Annotated in this window: 16 protein-coding genes, 1 other RNA gene and 1 pseudogene; 9 read left to right on the top strand and 9 right to left on the bottom strand. The window is 43.4% G+C overall.

The features are described 5' to 3' along the window. Positions 1–92 precede the first annotated feature (92 nt). Both OH455_RS09315 and OH455_RS09310 read left to right on the top strand, forming a co-directional pair. Complete coding sequence (locus OH455_RS09315; protein ID WP_045975463.1) at positions 93–566, top strand: Lrp/AsnC family transcriptional regulator; 474 nt, start codon at positions 93–95, stop codon at positions 564–566. Positions 567–662: 96 nt separating this feature from the next. Beyond that, a complete protein-coding gene (locus tag OH455_RS09310) occupies positions 663–1688 on the top strand; it encodes a YHYH protein (RefSeq protein WP_269981186.1) in 1026 nt (341 codons plus the stop codon). 48 nt (positions 1689–1736) lie between these two features. On the opposite strand, the gene bla is transcribed toward OH455_RS09310, so the two are convergent. Further along, positions 1737–2588, bottom strand: coding sequence for a class A beta-lactamase (bla, locus tag OH455_RS09305; protein ID WP_269981185.1), 852 nt, complete (start codon positions 2586–2588; stop codon positions 1737–1739). Between the two features lie 118 nt (positions 2589–2706). Beyond that, the gene (gene tesB / locus OH455_RS09300; protein WP_045975460.1) at positions 2707–3567 is read right to left on the bottom strand and encodes an acyl-CoA thioesterase II; all 861 of its coding nucleotides are present in this window, start codon (positions 3565–3567) and stop codon (positions 2707–2709) included. Between the two features lie 191 nt (positions 3568–3758). On the opposite strand from tesB, the gene OH455_RS09295 reads away from it, so the two are divergent. Beyond that, on the top strand, positions 3759–4187 hold the full coding sequence (locus OH455_RS09295; RefSeq protein WP_269981184.1) for a YbaY family lipoprotein: 429 nt from the start codon (positions 3759–3761) through the stop codon (positions 4185–4187). Between the two features lie 21 nt (positions 4188–4208). Here the strand turns inward: OH455_RS09295 and OH455_RS09290 are convergent, their stop codons facing one another. Next, a complete protein-coding gene (locus OH455_RS09290; protein WP_045975458.1) occupies positions 4209–4511 on the bottom strand; it encodes an MGMT family protein in 303 nt (100 codons plus the stop codon). A 50-nt stretch (positions 4512–4561) separates the two neighbouring features. Between OH455_RS09290 and OH455_RS09285 the strand changes: the two genes are divergently transcribed. The 5 genes from OH455_RS09285 to OH455_RS09265 all read left to right on the top strand — a co-directional run bounded on the left by OH455_RS09285 (position 4562) and on the right by OH455_RS09265 (position 10077). Continuing rightward, on the top strand, positions 4562–5302 hold the full coding sequence (locus OH455_RS09285; protein WP_269981183.1) for a hypothetical protein: 741 nt from the start codon (positions 4562–4564) through the stop codon (positions 5300–5302). Positions 5303–5443: 141 nt separating this feature from the next. Continuing rightward, on the top strand, positions 5444–7471 hold the full coding sequence (locus OH455_RS09280) for a GGDEF domain-containing protein (protein ID WP_269981182.1): 2028 nt from the start codon (positions 5444–5446) through the stop codon (positions 7469–7471). A 120-nt stretch (positions 7472–7591) separates the two neighbouring features. Further along, positions 7592–7688: signal recognition particle sRNA small type (ffs, locus tag OH455_RS09275), an RNA gene on the top strand. 771 nt (positions 7689–8459) lie between these two features. Next, a complete protein-coding gene (locus tag OH455_RS09270) occupies positions 8460–8954 on the top strand; it encodes a hypothetical protein (RefSeq protein WP_269981181.1) in 495 nt (164 codons plus the stop codon). 700 nt (positions 8955–9654) lie between these two features. Further along, positions 9655–10077 carry a VOC family protein gene (locus tag OH455_RS09265; RefSeq protein ID WP_206371294.1) on the top strand — a complete coding sequence of 141 codons (423 nt, stop codon included), beginning with the start codon at positions 9655–9657 and terminating at the stop codon, positions 10075–10077. A 157-nt stretch (positions 10078–10234) separates the two neighbouring features. Here the strand turns inward: OH455_RS09265 and OH455_RS09260 are convergent, their stop codons facing one another. Continuing rightward, a complete protein-coding gene (locus OH455_RS09260) occupies positions 10235–11641 on the bottom strand; it encodes a HipA domain-containing protein (protein WP_269981180.1) in 1407 nt (468 codons plus the stop codon). Next, a complete protein-coding gene (locus OH455_RS09255) occupies positions 11634–11969 on the bottom strand; it encodes a helix-turn-helix domain-containing protein (protein WP_269981179.1) in 336 nt (111 codons plus the stop codon). Before OH455_RS09255 ends, OH455_RS09260 begins: the two co-directional genes overlap by 8 nt. Positions 11970–12271: 302 nt before the next feature. Here OH455_RS09255 and OH455_RS09250 point away from each other — a divergent pair, with 302 nt between their 5' ends. Continuing rightward, on the top strand, positions 12272–12424 hold the full coding sequence (locus OH455_RS09250) for a hypothetical protein (protein ID WP_269981178.1): 153 nt from the start codon (positions 12272–12274) through the stop codon (positions 12422–12424). A gap of 127 nt (positions 12425–12551) precedes the next feature. Here OH455_RS09250 and OH455_RS09245 read toward each other — a convergent pair. The 4 genes and pseudogenes from OH455_RS09245 to OH455_RS09230 all read right to left on the bottom strand — a co-directional run. After that, a pseudogene (locus OH455_RS09245) lies at positions 12552–12755 on the bottom strand (integrase core domain-containing protein); the annotation flags it as partial. 96 nt (positions 12756–12851) lie between these two features. After that, positions 12852–14102 carry an MFS transporter gene (locus OH455_RS09240; RefSeq protein WP_206372289.1) on the bottom strand — a complete coding sequence of 417 codons (1251 nt, stop codon included), beginning with the start codon at positions 14100–14102 and terminating at the stop codon, positions 12852–12854. Positions 14103–14154: 52 nt separating this feature from the next. Further along, positions 14155–18645, bottom strand: coding sequence for an amino acid adenylation domain-containing protein (locus tag OH455_RS09235; protein WP_269981177.1), 4491 nt, complete (start codon positions 18643–18645; stop codon positions 14155–14157). Positions 18646–18649: 4 nt separating this feature from the next. Next, a partial coding sequence (locus tag OH455_RS09230) for a phosphopantetheine-binding protein (RefSeq protein WP_269981176.1) occupies positions 18650–19064 on the bottom strand: 415 nt, incomplete at its 5' end.

The following is a 19064-nucleotide window of genomic DNA, read 5'->3' as shown; positions in this document are numbered from 1 at the left end:
GCTAATAATCTATCTATATATTAGGAGAAATGCTTTGCCTAATTGCCTTTAATTTGCTTTATTTGTAGAAAATTTTTCTATAGGAGTTCTTTATGGGTGTGGAGTTGGATAAGGTAGACCGAAAAATTTTAGCGTTGTTACAACAAGATGGAACCTTGTCCTTAAATGACTTAGCAGAGGCGGTGAATTTAACGACGACACCGTGCTGGAAGCGGCTGAAAAAGCTTGAAGAATCAGGTGTCATTGAAAAAAGGGTGGCTTTGCTTAACCCGGAAAAGCTCGACTTATCTTTCACCGCTTTTGTTTTGGTGAAAACCTGCGACCATTCCCATGAGTGGTACAGTCAATTTGTTTCTACCGCTGCAGACTTTCCTGAAGTGATGGAATTTTATCGAATGGCTGGTGAGTACGACTACATGATGAAAGTTCAGGTCAAAGATATGCAGTGCTTTGATAACTTCTATAAAAAATTAGTTAACTCCATCGCTGGCATCTCCAATGTCACGTCAACCTTTGCCATGGAGCCGCTGAAATACACGACAGCGCTACCGATTGGAGAAACGTAAAGAAGTGTATAGACACGTAAAGTCTGGTAAATCAGATTTATAAATTTGCAGGGCTGGCTAATCTCACTAAAAACAATGATTAGTTGGGTGAATGAAATGCCAGTCTCAAATTTAGTCTCATATTCCGCGACGGGTGTACTGACGTTGTTGCTGTTTGGGTGCAATAGTGGTGAAGAGGAAAGCTCGACCACAACTTCCACGTCTCGATCTGATATCACCAATACCTTTTTCACTAATCTTTCTGGTGACTGTCAGCAATATTTAGGAACTTTCTTTTCCTCAGTCAGTGATATTCAGCGGTCACTATTGTTCACCGGGCAAGTTGATATTTCTTCTAGTGGTTCAAAGTGTATTGTGGCGTCGAATGCGATTCCGAATCATGATTTTAATGATGCGACGGCTTCATTTGCGACGAATGTGACAGAGCAAACCATCCGTTATGAGTTCACGGCTTCTCCGAGTGTTGCGTCCAGTGCCACAGCGCTTAGCTTGGGTACCTCTGAGGCGATCTTGCTCAATGGCGTCAAAGTGGACTTGCTCGCGGCGGCTTGCTACGGCGTCGGCGATGAAAAAACAGGGTGCGGGCAAGACCAGATCAATAATCCTTGGCGTTACGACCCTATGTCTTCCTTAAATAGCTTCGGTACGGATATCCATAATGCTCACGTTCAGCCGACAGGGGCGTATCACTATCATGGCAATCCGGTCGCCATGTTCATTCAGGATTGTGCTGGTGGACAGGCTTCTCCGGTCATTGGCTTTGCAGCCGATGGCTTCCCAGTGTATGGCAGTTGCTTCACGGACACGTCAACAGGTCAAGTGAGAAAGGCGGTGGCTAGCTATCAGTTGAAATCAGGTGCCCGTGTCGACGAAGGCAGCTATACCGCTCCCGTTGTGGGAGGTAATGTGGTCAGTAGCAACTACGATGGACAGTTCCGTGGGGATTGGGAATACACAGTTGGCTTAGGGGATCTCGATGAATGCAATGGTATGACAGTGAATGGCCAGTATGCTTACTATATCACTGACTCTTTTCCTTGGGTTCTCAACTGTTTTAAAGGCAGCGTAGATTCGAGTTTTAGCGGCTACAGTGCCGAGCGTTCACATGGGCATTCACATTGATCATACATTGGAGACGCAAAGAAGCCAGCGATGGCTTCTTTGTCGTTTCTAGTCCACTGAAAAATGTTCAAGTACCAGTTTTGCTACTTGGTTGAGCGTTTGATTGCGCTGCGCTATATCAAGCTGAGTTTGGGTCAAATAAAGACTGATAATGATCGGTTTATGCTGCTCGTTCCATACCAGTGCGTTGATCGCTCTTGAACCTTGCTCACCAGCGCCGGTGCGATCGGCAATGGACCAACCTTGGGGTAAAATAGAGCGGATCAGAGAATCTGAGATTTTATTGTTTTTCATCCAAGTCAGCAGAGTCTGTTGGTTTTTTTCGCTCAACCCGTCTTGAAGCAAAATGGTGTTGAGAGACGTGACCATCGCATGAGGAGAGGTGGTATCGCGTTTATCACCTGGAGTGGCTTGATTGAGTTCCGGTTCAAAGCGGTCAAGGCGAGTGACTTTATCATCGAGAGTTCGGACAAATTGTGTCACTTGCTGCGGGCCGCCAATTTGATGCAATACGATATTGGCCGCCGTGTTATCGCTCATCAGCATCGTCGCTTCGCAAGCTTGTTGAATTGTCATGTCTTGACCAATCAATTTTTCAGTAACCGGAGACCAAGTCACCAGATCGCTTTCTTTAATCGTGGTTGTGTCGTTTAAGCTAAGCTTGTTTTGGTCGGCAAGATCGAGTGCGCTGGCACACATCAGTGCTTTAAAGGTACTCATCATAGGGAAGCGCTCATCGCCACGATATTGCCACTGATGATTATTTTGGGTATCCAAAACGGCGACACCGAGACGACCACCAGATTGAGTCTCTAACTGAGCGACTTGTTGTGCGAGTGTGTCTGCAACCGTGTGTGATGACAAAAAGAGACAGGTCAGGGTTATAAGTATATTTTTCATTAAGATAAGCCAAATATTATACGTGGCTTTGCATCCTAATCTGAGGTCATGTCCTGAGTAAACCCGATGGGTTTAGAGTATACATAATTCTGACATTCGGTCTCTTTTGTGGGAAAGGCTATTTGGTAAACCGCATCACACCTTCCTGAACGGCAGAAGCGACCAGATGACCCTGACGGTTATAGATCTCACCACGCACTAAGCCACGCGTATTACTGGCCGTCGGGCTTTCAATCACGTAGAGCAACCACTCATCCATCTTAAAAGGTCGATGGAACCATATTGAATGGTCGATGGTGGCGACTTGGAAATTAGGCGTCATCAGTGATACGCCATGTGGATGCAATGCGGTGACCAGAAAGCCCCAGTCTGAAGCGTAGCCGAGAAGATATTGATGAATGAGTTGGTTGTCCGGCATGGCTCCGTTGGCCTTAATCCACAGATATTGCTTTGCTTCTTCTTTGTGGGGTTTTAGTGGGTTCACCACTGTTACAGGGCGAGTTTCAATCGGTTTCTCACCACAAAATGCCACTTTGATTTTCTCTGGCAAAAAGTCTGCTATTTGTTCAGCAAGCTCTGATTCAGAAGCGTAATTCTCAGGGCCTGGAATGTCTGGCATGGCGTTTTGATGCTCAAAACCTGGGGCCTCACCATGGTAAGAGGCGGTGAGATAAAAAATCGGTCGACCATTTTGGATGGCTTTGACACGGCGAGTACTAAAACTTCTTCCATCACGCAAGTTTTCTACATCATATACAATCGGCTTTTCCGGATCCCCAGGGTAGAGAAAATAGCTATGAAATGAATGAACAGTTCGATCATCAGCCACTGTGTATCGAGCGGCAGAGAGTGCTTGGCCAATCACTTGACCACCGTATACCTGAGGCAAGCCAAGGTTCTCACTTTGGCCTCTGAAAAGCCCTTCTTCTAGCTTTTCCAGTTGTAATAGTTCTAGAAGTTCGTCGAGAGGCTTACTCATTCTCACACCTTTAACAATTTCATCAATATAGCCTTATTCTAAGCACAAATTGATCAGTTAAACAGATACTTGAACATTAAGTTATAAAAATATCTTTAGACTCAGGGTGGAGAATTCTGCTGGTTCACATCATGACAAACCAGAGAGTCAAATCTATAATAGTTGGAATTTTAATAAGTTAGTGAGGGGTTATGAAGAAAGGATTAACTCTACTAGTGGTCGCTTTACTTGGGCTGACATTGTTGGGTTGCCAGTCCCCAGCAAAACCGACTAAAGACGATAAAATAGATGCCATTACAGGTACGATTACATACCGAGAACGTATTGCGTTACCCGCAAACGCCCTGGTGATAGTGACTCTACAAGATATCTCACTCGCTGATGCGCCCGCGACAGTGATAGCAAAACACCGATTTGAAACGGGAGGTACTCAGGTTCCTTTTAAATTTGATTTAGCGTTTGATCCCAGAAAAATAAAGCCCCATCACACTTATAGCGTCAGTGCTCGAATCGAGGTGGAAGGCCAATTGCGTTTCATCAGTGATACCGTATATCCGGTTATCACCGATCGTCAACAGACCAGCCAACTTGACCTAGTTTTAGTGAACGTCAGTCAATAATCTGGGCTGTAAAATGGCAGCCTAGGGCTGCCAGCGAAACTTTCTCAAGCTCACCTTTCCATCGTTGGTGACTTCAATATCTTCTGCTATCAGCAACTCCCTTTGTCTGACTAAATGCTGCCCTTTTAGTGAAATCCTTCCTTGGCTATTAATGACCCTAAACCAAGGAAGTTTGGAATCTTTTGGCAGGTTCCCCAAGGCTTTTCCAACATGGCGCGCATAGCCTGGATAACCGGCAAGCTTGGCAATATCGCCGTAAGTCGTGACTTTTCCACATGGAATTTGGTGAATCACCGCAAAGATTTGCACTAAAAACTGGTCCATAATGATGTTGTCCTAGTTCGATTTTTCCATGGAAGGGATGAGGAGAGGGCATGGTATTTTCTACATTTCAGTTCATAGTGACAACCTTGTTGGCCGTGGTTTGTGCTCGGGCTATCAGTCTGAGTGACGGCGACATTCCAATTTTGGCGTTGATCATTCCTGCGTTATGGATCATTCCGAACAAGGGCAGTGCCGGACTTATTTTGATGGCGGCACTCACAACCTATGGTTTGACGTTGCCGCATCAGCCGATTGCACTATCGATGAGTCAGTGGATCCTATTTCCACTAATGATGGTGGTGTTTTCCAGACGAAGCACTTTAGGTGTCGTATTGACCGCGGCACTGATTGTGGTGACCTTGCAGGTGGGCATTATGACGACTCAGTCGGCGGGCAAACTCGGTGGAGAACCCGTAGTCACCGTGGTGCAGACGTTGGCGGTGATAGTGACATGGTGGGCTGTACGTTATTGGCAACCCAATAACCAGCACAGTTGGTGGGCGTTGGGGCTTATTTTACCTCTGTGGATGGCTGACTTACCCTACGCAGCATTGGTTGCACTCTGTGTCACGGGGATATTCGCGTCTATGGAAAGCTTGGCTAAGTTAGAAAGCTTTCACTGGGGCAAGCTGTTGTGCTGGACACTCCCTACGGTCGGGTTTGCGGCATTGGTCGTCACGCCAACGGTTGAGGTGCCAAACCCAGTGTTTGTTGTGTGGATTTGCCTACTGGGTACCGCATGGATGACAGACTATATTCTGCGTAGCTCAGAAGAAGAAGCCGATTTGTAATCAAAAATAATAAATTGATTTTAAAATATGCGCTTGGACAATTTCATTATCTATGCCAGAATTGCGCATATTTTAAACATCACTTATTGTGTGGTTGCACGTAACCACCTACTCGTCACACTGCCTTTTTGAACCTTCTCTATGCTAATAAAACGACGCTTCGGCTGGATAGCTGTCTTGATTTTTACTATCTGGTTTCCGCCCGTCAAAGCCCAGACTCCCAATTACAAAGTTGCCATTGAAGCAGACGACGTAGTGACGCGCGTCCTGTTCGATGCCGTTGCGTCTAAGTTTTCTCTTAATATTGAATACGTCTATTATCCCAGCTTTGGCGCAATCCTTGACTCAGTGAAAGCTGGAGAGAGTGACTTCGCGGCGAACGTGACTTTTACACCAGAGAGAGCGTTAAATTTCGACTTCTCTAGTCCAACCAATATTGAATATACGTACGTATTTAGTGCTACGAATGCTACATTGGACGGGATTCGCACTGTCGGTGTGCCAAAAGGTACCATCTATGGCGAGCTAATACGCAACGCGTTTCCCTCGATAACCTTGGTAGAGTACTCTGGTCAGTCGGAAGCGTTAACATTACTCAAGCAAGGGAGTGTGGGTGGTGTGGTTGATGCTATCAATCAGCTCAAGCCTATGTTGATTGAGGGTTATGACGCTCAGCTACTTAACAATCAGCTTTCAATTAAACCTGTCTCCATCGTCGCACGTAAAGGTGCCCATCCGGCTTTGTTAAAAAGGATTGAGCACTATTTACACAGTGCTGAAGTGCAGAAACTGTTGCGCGAATCTATCAATCAATATCAGTTTGAGATCCGTCAGCAGGCACTACGACAAGCGGTACTCAGTAGTGGTATCAACTTTAATCGCCCACTCAGAGTTAAAATAGAAAATATCGGTCAATACGCCACGTACCACAAGGATGGTTCTATCAACGGTATTACCGCGGATATTGTTGTTCAAGCTTGCGATATTCTGATGTTGAATTGTCAGATTGAAAGCACAGCGGATGAATCTTGGGAAAGTATGTATGGTGATTTGCTTGCCAAGCGAATAGATGTACTCTCTCCGATTGCTATCTCTGAAGTTCGCAAAGATCTTGTTTACTACAGTGAACCGTATTATCAGCCCGAAGCGATATTGGTTAAGCGCGAAGGTTACAAAGATAATGTATATAGCAATGTATCAGAGCTGATTGCTGAGCGTGTCGGTGTGGTAAAAGATGACTTTTATGAGGAGCTACTCAGGGGATTGCTGCCTAAGAAAACATTACTCACCTACGACAGCAGTGAGTCGCAACTGAAGGCGTTAATGAATCATGAAGTCGACTACATTGCGATAAGCCGAGCCAACTTTAATTCGCTTTTGCGAGAGTCAAAAGATCTCCTTCCTTTGAAGGAAGATCCGTTGATAGGGGGGTATTACACTTCAGATATCGCGATTGGTTTTGCTAAAAATCAGATAGGGGCATCGCTAGCTCCTCTATTCAGTCGGGCGCTGAAAATGATAGATACCGAGCGAATTGTCCAACGCTATGACTATCGGCCAGACTGGAAAGCCACCCTTGAGGCGGAACAGCGCTTTTCGCGTCATATCAGGGCGTTATTTATGCTGGTGTTAGCCTTCCTAGCAATTGTCGCTATGTATCTTCACAACCAGTCAACCACAGACAATCTGACCCGGCTCAAGAATCGACGTTCAATGCACAGGCGTTTCCGCTCGGGTATAAGTGCTCATTACACCTTGCTCTATCTGGATGTGAATCGCTTTAAGTTCATCAATGACACCTACGGTCATGAAATCGGTGACCAGGTTCTGCGCGCGGTGGCAGAACAAATCGAACGTTTCTGGAAAGGGTACCGATATAGAATTGGTGGCGATGAGTTTATTCTTATTGGCCAGCCAGATTCGCAATCTTTAAACTCACTTTTGGAGAAGCTTTCCACTATACATTTTGTATCTGAAGCGCATCAGGTGTCTTTGGAACTCTCCGTAGCGATAGGCGTGTCTTTTCCGAGAGAAAGGCTGATGACCCTGCAAGAAGTTCTTAATCAAGCTGACCAAGCCATGTACGATCATAAACGAGAAAGTCATCAAGGTATGCGAAGTAGTCAGTCTCATGAGCAAAATGTTGTCCATTTAAGTCAGGGTGGTTAACGACTAATCACTTGGCACTAAATCGAAGGAAATATTAGGAATTTCCCTTGAATTACCTGCGGTGATGGCTGATAATCCCCTCACTCCTTAGCCATGCTAAGGAAACAGAATCTATGGAGGCCCTGGTCCTCCCGCAACAATAGCTCGTGAACTCGGTCAGGTCCGGAAGGAAGCAGCCGCAGCGAGTGACTTGTGTGCCGGGATGTGGCTGGGGCTTCCACCCATTTAAAACGCCGCTTTTATTAGCGGCGTTTTGCTATCTAAATTTCACCAAAGCAATGTCTTACCCACGCTAAGAGTATGCAAGGCTTAGTGCAAGGTGCTGAGTTTGATCAGTACATCGAAGAGCAGAAGCAAAAAGAGCTAAGTCAGATAGCAGAAGAAGAGAAGCTAAGGTCACTTCGTTTTGCGTGACTTCCTTGGCCTCAAATCAAGCTAGGATAACTTCAAATTAGTGGTACCAAGCGCATTTAATAAACCCAGCGAAAATAGCTTATAAAACAGCTTATGGTGCCTGTCCCTAAATCACTTCTCTTCTCAGCCTTAAACAATAGCAGCCGTTTTCTGTGATGGCCTTGTCTAAACCTCATCCTTTACTCGACACATTGTTAACACACCTCTTTACAAGGTACTGATTTTTGAACAGTTAATCGGCCTACGCGCTGAAACCGTTGACTCTTCAGAACCCCAGCGATATCCTGCAAAAGCACTGGCAAAATCCAGTGCCAGGATTGAACCCCTGCAACTTACACATGGCGCATTGATGCCGGCTGAACCTTAGCCTTCATCATGTGCGGCCTCGGCGCATCCGTCGAAACCTGAATTGCTTAGTTATTGCGCAATTCAATTCGGTATTACGGTGGGCTGGGCGAGGCAGCTTCGGCTGGCCGTTTCCATGTGTGCGGTAGGTTCAACCTTGTTCAGTTCACCACCCTTTGTTATGGGGTCTCTGTGTGGTGATGGAAATGTTTTCCTGTTGGAGGTTACCATGCCAAAGCTCACAGACGATCACGTTCTGAAGGTTCTCAACTCTATTTGCTATCGCATTCACACCGAGCCTGAATCGATTCGCTCCCATATGCGTGATTTATCGACGCTGCTCAATGGGCCCGACCCTAAACAAACGTCCAAATACAGCTGGCTCGAAGCGATTATTAGACAAGCGCAACTCAATCGCTTTACTGAGCACTGCTCCCCATCTAGTGGCACTCCCGATCTTTGTTTAATCAAGATGCAGAACCAAAATGCCTATAACTTGTGTTTTACCCAAGACGTTGACCAATGTATTTGTCGTTTACAGTCTTTGTGTGCACAGCCGATCGAGCTGGTGGCGCATGGGAAGGCGAAACTCAGCCCAGATGCATTGCTTGAGGTACTGTCTGAACCGCAGATCCAGAAGAACCGTTGGTTTCCGCTGAGCGAGAGTCAGCGAGACGGCATCGTTAAAACGCTTAAGGCAGAGCAAACTCTCACCTCGCGTTAATTGGCTATCAACGAGCAGGCACAGAATCACTGAGATTTGGAGTAGGTTACTCGCTCTAAATTATTGTTAGTAATAGAATTTTCACTCTTCTTGCTAATATACCCCCACGCTCGCTTTTATATATTGATGCGATGTATATCTTGATGCATTTATATTGATTTTCAGTTGCTTATGATAGGTTAATGGCAAGTCAGACAGAAAAACGAGACTGCCTGTTATTAAGCATGTTATATGCTCAAAAGATAAGGAACTGCAACTTATGGTGCCTGTCCCTAAATCAGCTTAGACAGAAAAACGCAGCTTATGGTGCCTGTCCCTAAATCACTCCATCAGAAGTATTTGAAAAATTTATAGCACGTCAAGACGAGTTTATTGACGGTTAAATGTAGAATCGATCAAATAGCTAAGAAGCTTTGTCCAATCGTTTGTTAAATACATGACCAACGTGTCTTTCGGACAGGTTGGCTTGTATGTGGTTTAAAAATCTCCACTTCTACTTGCAAGTCAATTACGCAGGATGGACTCATTTCTGCCCCATTATTTGGTATACCTTTCACTCATTCACATCCCGTTAATGTGCTTTTGCCCTATAAAATGTTATGCGATGGCGTAAATCTTTGCTTGATCTCAAGTTAAGTTGAGGAGTTAGGCTACTTTGAGTTGATACTTTAGCTCATTGATAAAAAGGATATATTTGAACATGACAAGGATCGAGCATTTAAATATTACAGTTCCAAATATTGACGCTGCATTGGCATTTTTAGTTATTGTAGCTCCGGATTTTAATGTACGAAAAGATGTTAAGTCTCCAGATAGACATCGTTGGGTTCATGTGGGCAACAAGCAAAGCTATTTTGCACTTCAAGAGCCCCATCTAGACTCAATTGTTCCCCAAAATTTTCAAAAAACGTATAAAAACTACGGGCTAAACCATATTGGCTTGGTTGTGGATGACCTTGAAGCTACAGAGAGCCGCCTGATTGAACAAGGATATCGTAGAGGTATTTTTGCTCCCGAAGAGACATATCGTAAAAGGGCGTATTTTTTCGACAAAGCTGGCTTCGAGTGGGAATTAACAGAGTTTTTGTCTGACGTAGAAGATGAAATGTACTTGTATGAGTAAGTTGTGAAAAGCGCATACAAAATATTTAGGTTTTCAAGATACTTTTTCTAATCCAATTTTGGCACGTTAGAATCCATAGCCTAACGTGCTTTTGTACAAAAATGATTCAAATGGCTAAGTAATGACAAATTGCTAAAGATCGCCCCTGCATTGGCTCTTAAAGAAGCTTACTCATTTCTGGCACACTGTCGGCTTGCGCTAACAAGTAGTCACACTCTGTTTGGATTAGTGAGACACAGAGTTCTATGTGTTCACGCTCTCCGTCATCGATTCCTTGAGCTTCGGTAAGTCCAACCGTTTCTTTCAGGGCATTCTTTATGGCACCAATGGTTTCTGCAATTATGGAAGCCATTTTGGTGCCTGAATAGCCGAGCAGAGCACCGAATTCAGCTAAATCATAGCTGGTAATAGGGTATTTGAAGTTACCTTGCGGCGGATTTTGAAAATCCTCACTTTCCCAATCTCCAATCGACATTGCAAAATATTTAGGGATACTGGCGGCACGCCCTTCATCAGCAGACAATTTACCGCTTTGTGAGTTGCGTTTTGCTCCCTCTTGAGCAATAGCTTCTATGTTGACTAAATCATAAAAAGGGGTCAGTTCAAGGCCTTTAGGGGTGACGAAGAAGCTAATATTTTTACCATGAGCATCGTAGTTTTGTGTTGCTAGATTAAACAGCATCCATTGGGTAAGCTTTAGGTTGGTGATTACTGTGTCTATGGTTTTGACGCTCAGTAGGCGTGGGAAAGAAACGCCATCACGCATATATACACCATCACCTCCATCCCCATTCTGACGCTCGTATTTGTAACCTGGAGGTAAGTCAGTCGCCTGACAGCCATCAATCACATGTTTTCGTTGAACGACATCACGAGCCTCGATATAGGCACGATCGAACCGCTCTATGACAAGTGTCCTAGTCTTCCCAATACGGGTTAACTCAACATTCGCGACGTCCAAACCTGTTAGCTTAGCTAATGTCATGCAAAAGAACTCATTCACAGCAATACACGGTGCTTTACCGCTTTCAAACTTCAGAATGTAGTTCGAACTCAATTTTCCTTCACCAAATCCCCATTCATCACCGCGCTTAAGTAAGTTTAACTTGTTTTGCACACCGGCAACCGAAAGGCGAACCTTACCGTCCCAATACACTAATGGTGCCAAATTTCGCTCTAGTCGTTCTATTAGTTCATCATCAGAGACAGCTCTAAAGCGGGTTTCCTCAGGTTCTGAGTTTGGGACTCGAAAAGATAATGCGCCAGATGTTTCCGCACCAAGCTTACGAATTAGCCCAAACGTATTGCTTTTGGGAATAGTGGTGTTTTGTATCATCTCCTCAAAGGCTTCTCCTTCAGGAAGTAGATTTCTGAGATAGTTCTCGATACTTCGTGGCGAAGGCTTATCATCAACAGGGATGTGTGGAGAAATCGGGAAACCCATGAGTTGCCATTCATCTTCATAGATGAATGAGAACTCTGTTTCTGTTCCGACAGGAAGAATTAAACGACCAATTTTGGTATTCGTACCGATAAACACGTCTAATTGTTGCAACTTACTCATACCAACCATCCTCATTGCTTATCACGTTGTTTTCGTCTTGGTAGGTTATTTGGTTGTGTGGACGAACAAGTAGGTTTAAGTCGATAAGGCGTAACGACAGCCCTAAAATATCCATGAGAACAAGTACATTGGCAAAGGTGACGCTAGTATCGCCTTTTTCAATCTTCATGATTGTCTTACGAGATAAATTGGCTTTTGAAGCGAGATCATCAATACGCCAGCCTCTATCGGTGCGCTTTGAGCGAATGGCGGCTCCCAGCGTTTCCATACTGAACTCGGTATTCAAATCAGGCATAGGTTGTGCCTTTACCATTTTACCTTTTTTCATAAGTGCCTTTTAATGTACTTTTGTTACTTTTGGGGTCGTCTTAACATATAAGTTCATTATAAGTTACTTTTGAAGTGCCTATATAAGAAATTATTTAAAAGTGTAATTTAAGTAACTTATGTTTAGTTTGCTAGTTGCATGTTCGTTCCAATCAGTGGCAATCTGTTTTGCTAAACTAGAGTAAGCGTGTCATAAATCACCATGTGAATAGAACAAGGTTCTAAGCAGCAATGAAAGTTAAAATTGAGACGACCTGTGATGGTGAAGCTTTCCTCAACATTCCAGAAATTCTGCAAGAATAATTGCAATGGGAAGAAGGCGATCAAATCGAATGGCTCGACAATAACGATGGCTCATTGACTTTACGCAAAGTTGAACTTGAGGATGATACCCAGTTGAAGTCTATAGAGTACATTCTTTCACAACACCCTACTTTAAAAGAGCAGAATGGTTAACTTACGCAATTCCAGCGCTATCTGGTCTAACTCCGCTAGAAGTTGTGCTTAAAGGCGATTTAAAACGGCTTTTATTAGCGGCGTTTTGCTATCTAAATTTCACCAAGGCAATGTCTTACTGTAGTGGTCAACAAATTCCGGACACAGATTTAAGCCGATTTTCGGCATCCACTGGCGACAGCTCATCATTTGTTTGATGGGGCCAGAGTTGGCTGTAATAACCTGTGATATAACGAATTATATGCTCTCTTGCTTCGCTAAAACTACGATAACCCGGTACTGGTATCCATTCTGTTTTTAGACTTCTGAAGAACCGCTCTATCGGGCTACTTATCGTAGTAAGTAAAGCAATCAAGGTCTTGCTTTAGATGATATAAAAAGAAAGACCTTAATGTGTTATTTGGCGAATTAGCCCAAAAAACTATTATCAGATAGCTTCGATTTTATTGAGATGAGATGCGCGTTTTTGCTGCAGATACAATAACCAGAACGATAATGCAGCCAATGTTGAGGCTCCAGCAATAAAAAGCCACGCGCTTTGGTAGCCAAAATCGTCAATAAATGAACCCATAAACATATATGTTGGCATAAGTCCTATATTTCTTATGGTAAGCAAAATACCGCTGATTCTTCCCCGGTGACTAGCAGGTGATTGATTGGCAATGTAAATACCCTCTTTGGTTAAGAGGAGAACCTCGGCGGCGGCAAGAAAAAACCACGCAACAAACTGCATTGGGATGTTTGTATAAGAGACGACTAAGCCATACCCGACTACAAAGAGAACTCCTGACATTGCTAAGCTATTAAGTTCGCTGTGCTTAGAAGTAAGCCTCATTAGAATGGGAGTAATAAGCACGACGGCAATACTAGCAAAAGTCATTAGCTGACCAAACAGAATTGCACCCTCTTTGTCAAAGGTGTGGCTGTAATATAGGGGGCTTGTTAAGGTCATTTGGTTAAGAGTAAACCAAAGCAAGGTACATAAAACACCAAAAACAATAAGGCGAGGGCGTTCTTTGAAGACAGACCAAACTCCTCCATCGATATTCTTTTCTAGTTCAGATACCTCTTGTTCATCTTCAATATTAACGGGTTTAGCTTTGACGTAGAAAGCCACAACCAGTATCCCAATGAAAATAGCTAAACCATTTCCCCAATAAACCCACTCTGTGTGATTCCAGAAAAGATATCCAGCTATTACCGGACCAACCCCTGAACCGAGATTATAGGCAAGATAGCTTAACGACATAACTGCATCACGGTTTCCAGGATTCGAGTGATCGGCAACTAATGCATTACTAGCTGGTACTGCGATACCTATGAAAAAGTATCCTAGGAACAATAACCCTGGTGCAACCAAATGGTGCTCTGCAAAAAAACCACAAGCGATAAGGACTAAAGCCCCAAGCAGCTCACCAATTACCATTATATTTTTATGGCCATATGCATCAGAAAGTTTGCCACCAAGGAGGCTACCAACCATGTAGGTACCAGTAACAACCATGACTAACGTACCAGCTACCGAGGTCGAGTAACCCTGTTTTTGAGTTAGCAGGAGAACCATGAAAGGTATAATAAAATTGCCTAATCCTAGAATAAATCTAGCAATGGCAAGATAATAGATATCTTTCGGTAATCCTTTATATAAGGAAAATAAATTACTAATCCGTTGTAGCATGCTTAAGCCTTAGTTTTCTATTGTTGTCATGAGTTTTCATTAGTTATCAACCCTAATAAAAATAATTTTTAAGGAATCTGTCATCGATAGTTGGGACATGTATACCTATGCTTTCTAGACTCTCTTGAGTTAATTTCGAGCATATTTTTGGTGCTCCTCCCTCAAAGGTAATTTGATTTAATTCATCATTCGACATTGTAAAGTAATGCCTTATGAAATAAGGAACAGGGACAGACTTTCCTTGTTCAAGCTGTACTTTTAACTGTTTTATAAAACCTTGGAAGCTGATCAGCTCAATACTATTGTTTGTGTGATTGTTGTACTTACAAATAATGTCTTTTAAGTTCAATTCATATGGACTTGCTAGGTGAAACACTCGCTGTTCCATATCACCTTGCTTCATCAATGACACGGAAGACCTTGCTATATAGTCAACAGGCAGAGTACTAACGTCGATGTACTGATCATCGAAGGCCACCCCCGATAGTCGACATGTTCTGAGCAATTGGGAGAACCACTGTGTAGGTTCATTTTTTCCATGTTTCTGATCACCACCAATTAAACCAAGCCTAAAAATTTTACAGTCTAGGCCTCGAGCGATGGCTTTCAGAATTAATCCCTCTGATATCCATTTTGTCGAGCAGTAACCTTCGTCATTTTGGTGATACTGTATATCTAGTGGTGTGTTTTCATTAGCAACGCTTTGTGTTGTGCGGGTAAATATACCGACAGTAGAAAAAGCCGCCAGTTTTTTGTTTCTGCTCGTACAGCAAAAACGGAGTATCTCGGCAGTACCAGTGACATTTGTTGCTTTCATGGTGTCAAATGTAGCAAGGTGGTGCATGAATACGGCCGCATGATAGACCGAACCAATTGTAGCCGCCAAGGAATTGTACTGTTTGGGCGGAATACCTAGGAGTGTTTGCGATAAATCACCAAGAACAATATGAATCCGAGGCTTGAAGCTTGCGTCCCAAAGGTTGTACTCCTCAAGTCCAACAATCAGTCTTTTAAGTGCGCTTACTTTATCATTACCTCGGAGTAAACAGAAAACGTCTGCGTCTGTATTTTTCAGCAGCTCTATTAATAAGTACTTGCCAACGAACCCAGTAGCACCAGTTAATAGGATATGTTTCTGGGAGGTGAGAGTCTTGTCTTTAGGCAAAAGAGCGACTTTTGGATCAAGCTTCGTCTCCTGCTCCCAAGATAGTTTTTGTGTTTTAAAGGCATTTTCACATAGTGCACGTATGGTTTTCTTTGTATAGAAATCCCTTACTGTGTATGTAAGTCCCAGTCTGCTTTGTATCGTTTTGATGGTTTGAAACACCAATAATGAGTTGCCTCCAACAGCAAAAAAATCATCATCTATTCCGATATTTCCCTGATTTAAGACCTCTTGCCAGATAGTACAAATCGATTGCTCTTGTTCGTTTCTTGGTGCAGCATACGTAGAGCGTTGTTCGAATACAGCTTTAGGCAGCGCTGAAACATCCAATTTTCCATTGATGGTGAGAGGAAGAGTATCTAGCTGAGTGTAGCTATTTGGGTGCATAAACTCAGGTAGTCTATCTGCTAATGTAGTTTTTATCGAAGTAAGATCAATTTCTTTACCAGTCTGACTCACTATATAAGCTGCCAGGTGCTTTGGTTCACTCTTTTGATAAATCACGACGGCATCGCGAATAAGTGGGACATCGAGTAAGACTTGTTTTATTTCGGAAAGCTCTACTCTCTGTCCTCGGATTTTTAACTGAGAATCTGCCCTACCTGCATACTCTAAATTTCCATTGGAGAGGCGCTTGACCAGGTCCCCAGTTTTATATACACGCTCGTGTAGTGAATTGGGATTGGTAATCAGTGAAAGGAATGGATTGGGAGCAAATTTTTCGTGTGTTAAGTCAGGTAGGTTGATGTATCCCAATGCAACACCAGGGCCACTGATCCAAAGTTCTCCTACCGAATTGACCGGCGCCAACATTCCATTTTTCGCAACCACATAAGTAACATGATCAGGAAACGGTTTTCCAATTATATTGCCATCAGTTCCATTACGCGGTTGGTATAGAGTTACTTCACCAGTTTCGGTCGGTCCATAGTAGTTAATCGTATTAATGGCTTGAAGATCGAGCTTAGATAAGTGCTCATTGCTTAAGTTCTCCCCACTAAAGTACAGCTTTTTTAGGCCCGTTAGCGTTATGTTTGCCGCATATAGAGCGGAGAACTGTGATGGTACTAGATGACAAGCAGTAATCCCATATGCCTGAATGATGTTGGGCAGATCGAAAATATTAAAATCAGTCGGGGAAACGACTAGTGTTGCCCCGACGAGAAGGTGAGCAAAAATATCAGATACCGAGACATCAAAAATATAATTGGTTTTGAATAGGTACGTATCACCCTGAGTTTTACCCTTTTCAGCCATATACAAGTTGCGTGACATACTGGAATGATGGCTAATGGCAACCCCCTTAGGGCGTCCAGTCGTGCCAGATGTGTATATGATGTATGCCAAATCACTGGTTGCACAGTGTTGAGCAGGATTGACTTCAACACCAGATTCTCGGCATTGCTCTGATAATACCACTTCTGGGCATAGACTTGTCTCTCCACATATGGCATCGATGAATGAGCAATGAGTTTGGTCAGTAACAATCATCGAGGCACCTGAATCGTCAATTAGGTATTTTACTCGATCTCTTGGGTGTTCGGGTGATATGGGAACGTATGCCGCACTAGTTTTCAGTACTGCAAGTATTGAGATCAACATTTCACTTCCCCGATCTAAGTAAAGTGCTATTCTCGACCCCGCTGATATCGGTTTGCCATAACGGCCCTGATAAGTTTGAATGAGTTCATGAGCGAGTTTGTTTGAAAGAATATTCAGTTCACTATATGTAAGCGACTCTTGCTGAAAAACAACCGCCGTTTTGTTAGGTGATAGCAATACTTGCTGTTCAAAAGCCTGAGCCAATGTCATTTCTGAGCGTTGGAGGTCAACATTACTTGGGATAATAGTCAGTAGCTGCTTCTTATCTAATGCATCTAGAAACTCGATCTGTTTTAACCGTTTTTTAGGTGATTTTACGAATTGCTTTAATACCCGCACATACACTTCCGAAATCTGATTTATGCAGTGAGAAGCAAAAAGGCTTGTAGCATAGTTGAAGGTTAGACTCAGCTCATTTGAGTTATCGCTTACATAGAGACTCAGGTCGAACTTGGCAGGGGAATAGACACCTGACTTACTATCTAATTGCACAGGAACCCAGGGTAAGCATTGTGTGTCTTCACCAAAATGCTGCAAGGTAAACATAACTTGAAAAATAGGATGGAGCGCTGGATTCCTTGCGATTTCAAGAGAATCAACCAACAAATCAAACGGTAAGCTCTGATGCTTTTTAGCCTCAGCCACCGTTTGGTGTATTTTTTCGATCAATTCCGATACGGTGTGCTGATGATCTAGTTTTGCTCTCATCACGATAGAGTTTGCAAAAAAACCAATCAGTGACTGTGTTTCAGGAAGTGCTCTATTTTCTGAAGGAGACCCAACGACTATGTCATCTTGGTGGCAAAACGCACCTAAAGTGACAAAAAAGGCACTCAACATGACAGTATATAATGTTGTTCCTTGATTTCTGGACAACTCTCTGAGGTCATTGGAAAGGTTGTGGCTTAGTTTTAGTTTTAAATCATTTCCGCGATAATCGAAATGTTCCGGGCGCGGGTAGTCTAAAGGCATGTCTAGTTGAGGTAACTCCGCAAGTTTCTGCATCCAGTAGTCTAAATGGACCTGCTCTTTTTTCGAACAATGGAAAGTCTCATTCTGCCATCGTGCATAATCTGAATACTGGATAGGCAGTTTTGGGAGCTGTGGAGTTGAGCCATTCAATTTAGATTCATAAACGGTGGATAGTTCATTAATAAATAGATTTGTAGACCAACCATCAGTGGCAATGTGATGCCAGACAAACAATAAATACGCTTCTCCATCGACGAGGTAACGTGTCACCTTTAGAGGTATTTCTTCAGCTAAGTCGAATGGTTGCTGAATGCGATACCGCATGGCGTTGTACCAGTCTGTTGAGGATTTACATGTAATCGAGTTAATTATTATCGTTTGATCGATTGGGATCTGATAGTCAAGCCCCTCCTCTGTTGTTTTATAGATGGATTTCAGTATGAGATGTCGGCTCGCGACCTCATTGATAGCAGCTTCAATTTTCGCTATATCTGCGTGCTCTTCCAATTTAACTAGATAAGGGAGGTGATATGCACTTGTCCCTTGCTCAAGTCGCTCGATAAAAAGCAACCCTTTTTGAGCGTATGAAAGGGGCCAATTCAACTCTGGGTATAACTGAGAGAAATCATCTTGGCTCGTTATCTCTAAATCGGTGAGATAACTAATTAATGACTCTTTGTGCGCCTTGAGCTGGGCGACTAACTCAAGATCGGCACTATCAGATGAAAATGCAGCCTTTAATGCATTTTCTTCGACCCAAACGGCAGCATTGTTTTGTTTAATACGGTTTATGAGTTCTTGCATGGGATTAGATCTCGACGATGCATTGATTGTTATTTGCGTTCAATGAAGGCGCTATGTGGAGGCTCTCTATATTTGGACTGACCAAGCTCTGAGCGAGTGCTTTTATCGTGCTCTCAGTGAAGATCAAAGACAGAGGAACTTCAGTCCCCAAGCGTTGTTGAAGTAACGAACTAACTCTAACTGTCGAGATCGAGTTACCTCCAAGTCGGAAAAAGTTATCTTCGACACTGACTTGCTCCACCCCCAGGACCTCTTGCCAAATCTCACATAAAGTGCGCTCTAGTGGCGAGGAGGGCGCGACATATTCACGTGTCGAGTGAATGTTAGGGGCTGGTAGGGCGTTGCGATCAAGCTTGCCATTGATCGTGACGGGAAGCTTATCCAAATAGGTGTAGCTTACCGGCAACATGTAGCTCGGG

Origin of the sequence: Vibrio sp. T11.5 (assembly GCF_027587155.1) — a bacterium.
Classification (GTDB): domain Bacteria; phylum Pseudomonadota; class Gammaproteobacteria; order Enterobacterales; family Vibrionaceae; genus Vibrio; species Vibrio neptunius.
Note: the sequence above shows the minus strand (reverse complement) of the source record. Positions and strands in the feature narration are given on the sequence as shown.

Bases quoted from the DNA above. Each gene is read 5' to 3' on its own strand.
- OH455_RS09295 (WP_269981184.1), top strand. From the start codon at position 3,759: ATGAAGAAAGGATTAACTCTACTAGTGGTCGCTTTACTTGGGCTGACA.
- OH455_RS09265 (WP_206371294.1), top strand. From the start codon at position 9,655: ATGACAAGGATCGAGCATTTAAATATTACAGTTCCAAATATTGACGCT.
- OH455_RS09285 (WP_269981183.1), top strand. From the start codon at position 4,562: ATGGTATTTTCTACATTTCAGTTCATAGTGACAACCTTGTTGGCCGTG.
- OH455_RS09290 (WP_045975458.1), bottom strand. From the start codon at position 4,511: ATGGACCAGTTTTTAGTGCAAATCTTTGCGGTGATTCACCAAATTCCA.
- OH455_RS09235 (WP_269981177.1), bottom strand. From the start codon at position 18,645: ATGCAAGAACTCATAAACCGTATTAAACAAAACAATGCTGCCGTTTGG.
- OH455_RS09280 (WP_269981182.1), top strand. From the start codon at position 5,444: ATGCTAATAAAACGACGCTTCGGCTGGATAGCTGTCTTGATTTTTACT.
- OH455_RS09255 (WP_269981179.1), bottom strand. From the start codon at position 11,969: ATGAAAAAAGGTAAAATGGTAAAGGCACAACCTATGCCTGATTTGAAT.
- OH455_RS09270 (WP_269981181.1), top strand. From the start codon at position 8,460: ATGCCAAAGCTCACAGACGATCACGTTCTGAAGGTTCTCAACTCTATT.
- OH455_RS09315 (WP_045975463.1), top strand. From the start codon at position 93: ATGGGTGTGGAGTTGGATAAGGTAGACCGAAAAATTTTAGCGTTGTTA.
- OH455_RS09260 (WP_269981180.1), bottom strand. From the start codon at position 11,641: ATGAGTAAGTTGCAACAATTAGACGTGTTTATCGGTACGAATACCAAA.
- OH455_RS09310 (WP_269981186.1), top strand. From the start codon at position 663: ATGCCAGTCTCAAATTTAGTCTCATATTCCGCGACGGGTGTACTGACG.
- bla (WP_269981185.1), bottom strand. From the start codon at position 2,588: ATGAAAAATATACTTATAACCCTGACCTGTCTCTTTTTGTCATCACAC.
- tesB (WP_045975460.1), bottom strand. From the start codon at position 3,567: ATGAGTAAGCCTCTCGACGAACTTCTAGAACTATTACAACTGGAAAAG.
- OH455_RS09240 (WP_206372289.1), bottom strand. From the start codon at position 14,102: ATGCTACAACGGATTAGTAATTTATTTTCCTTATATAAAGGATTACCG.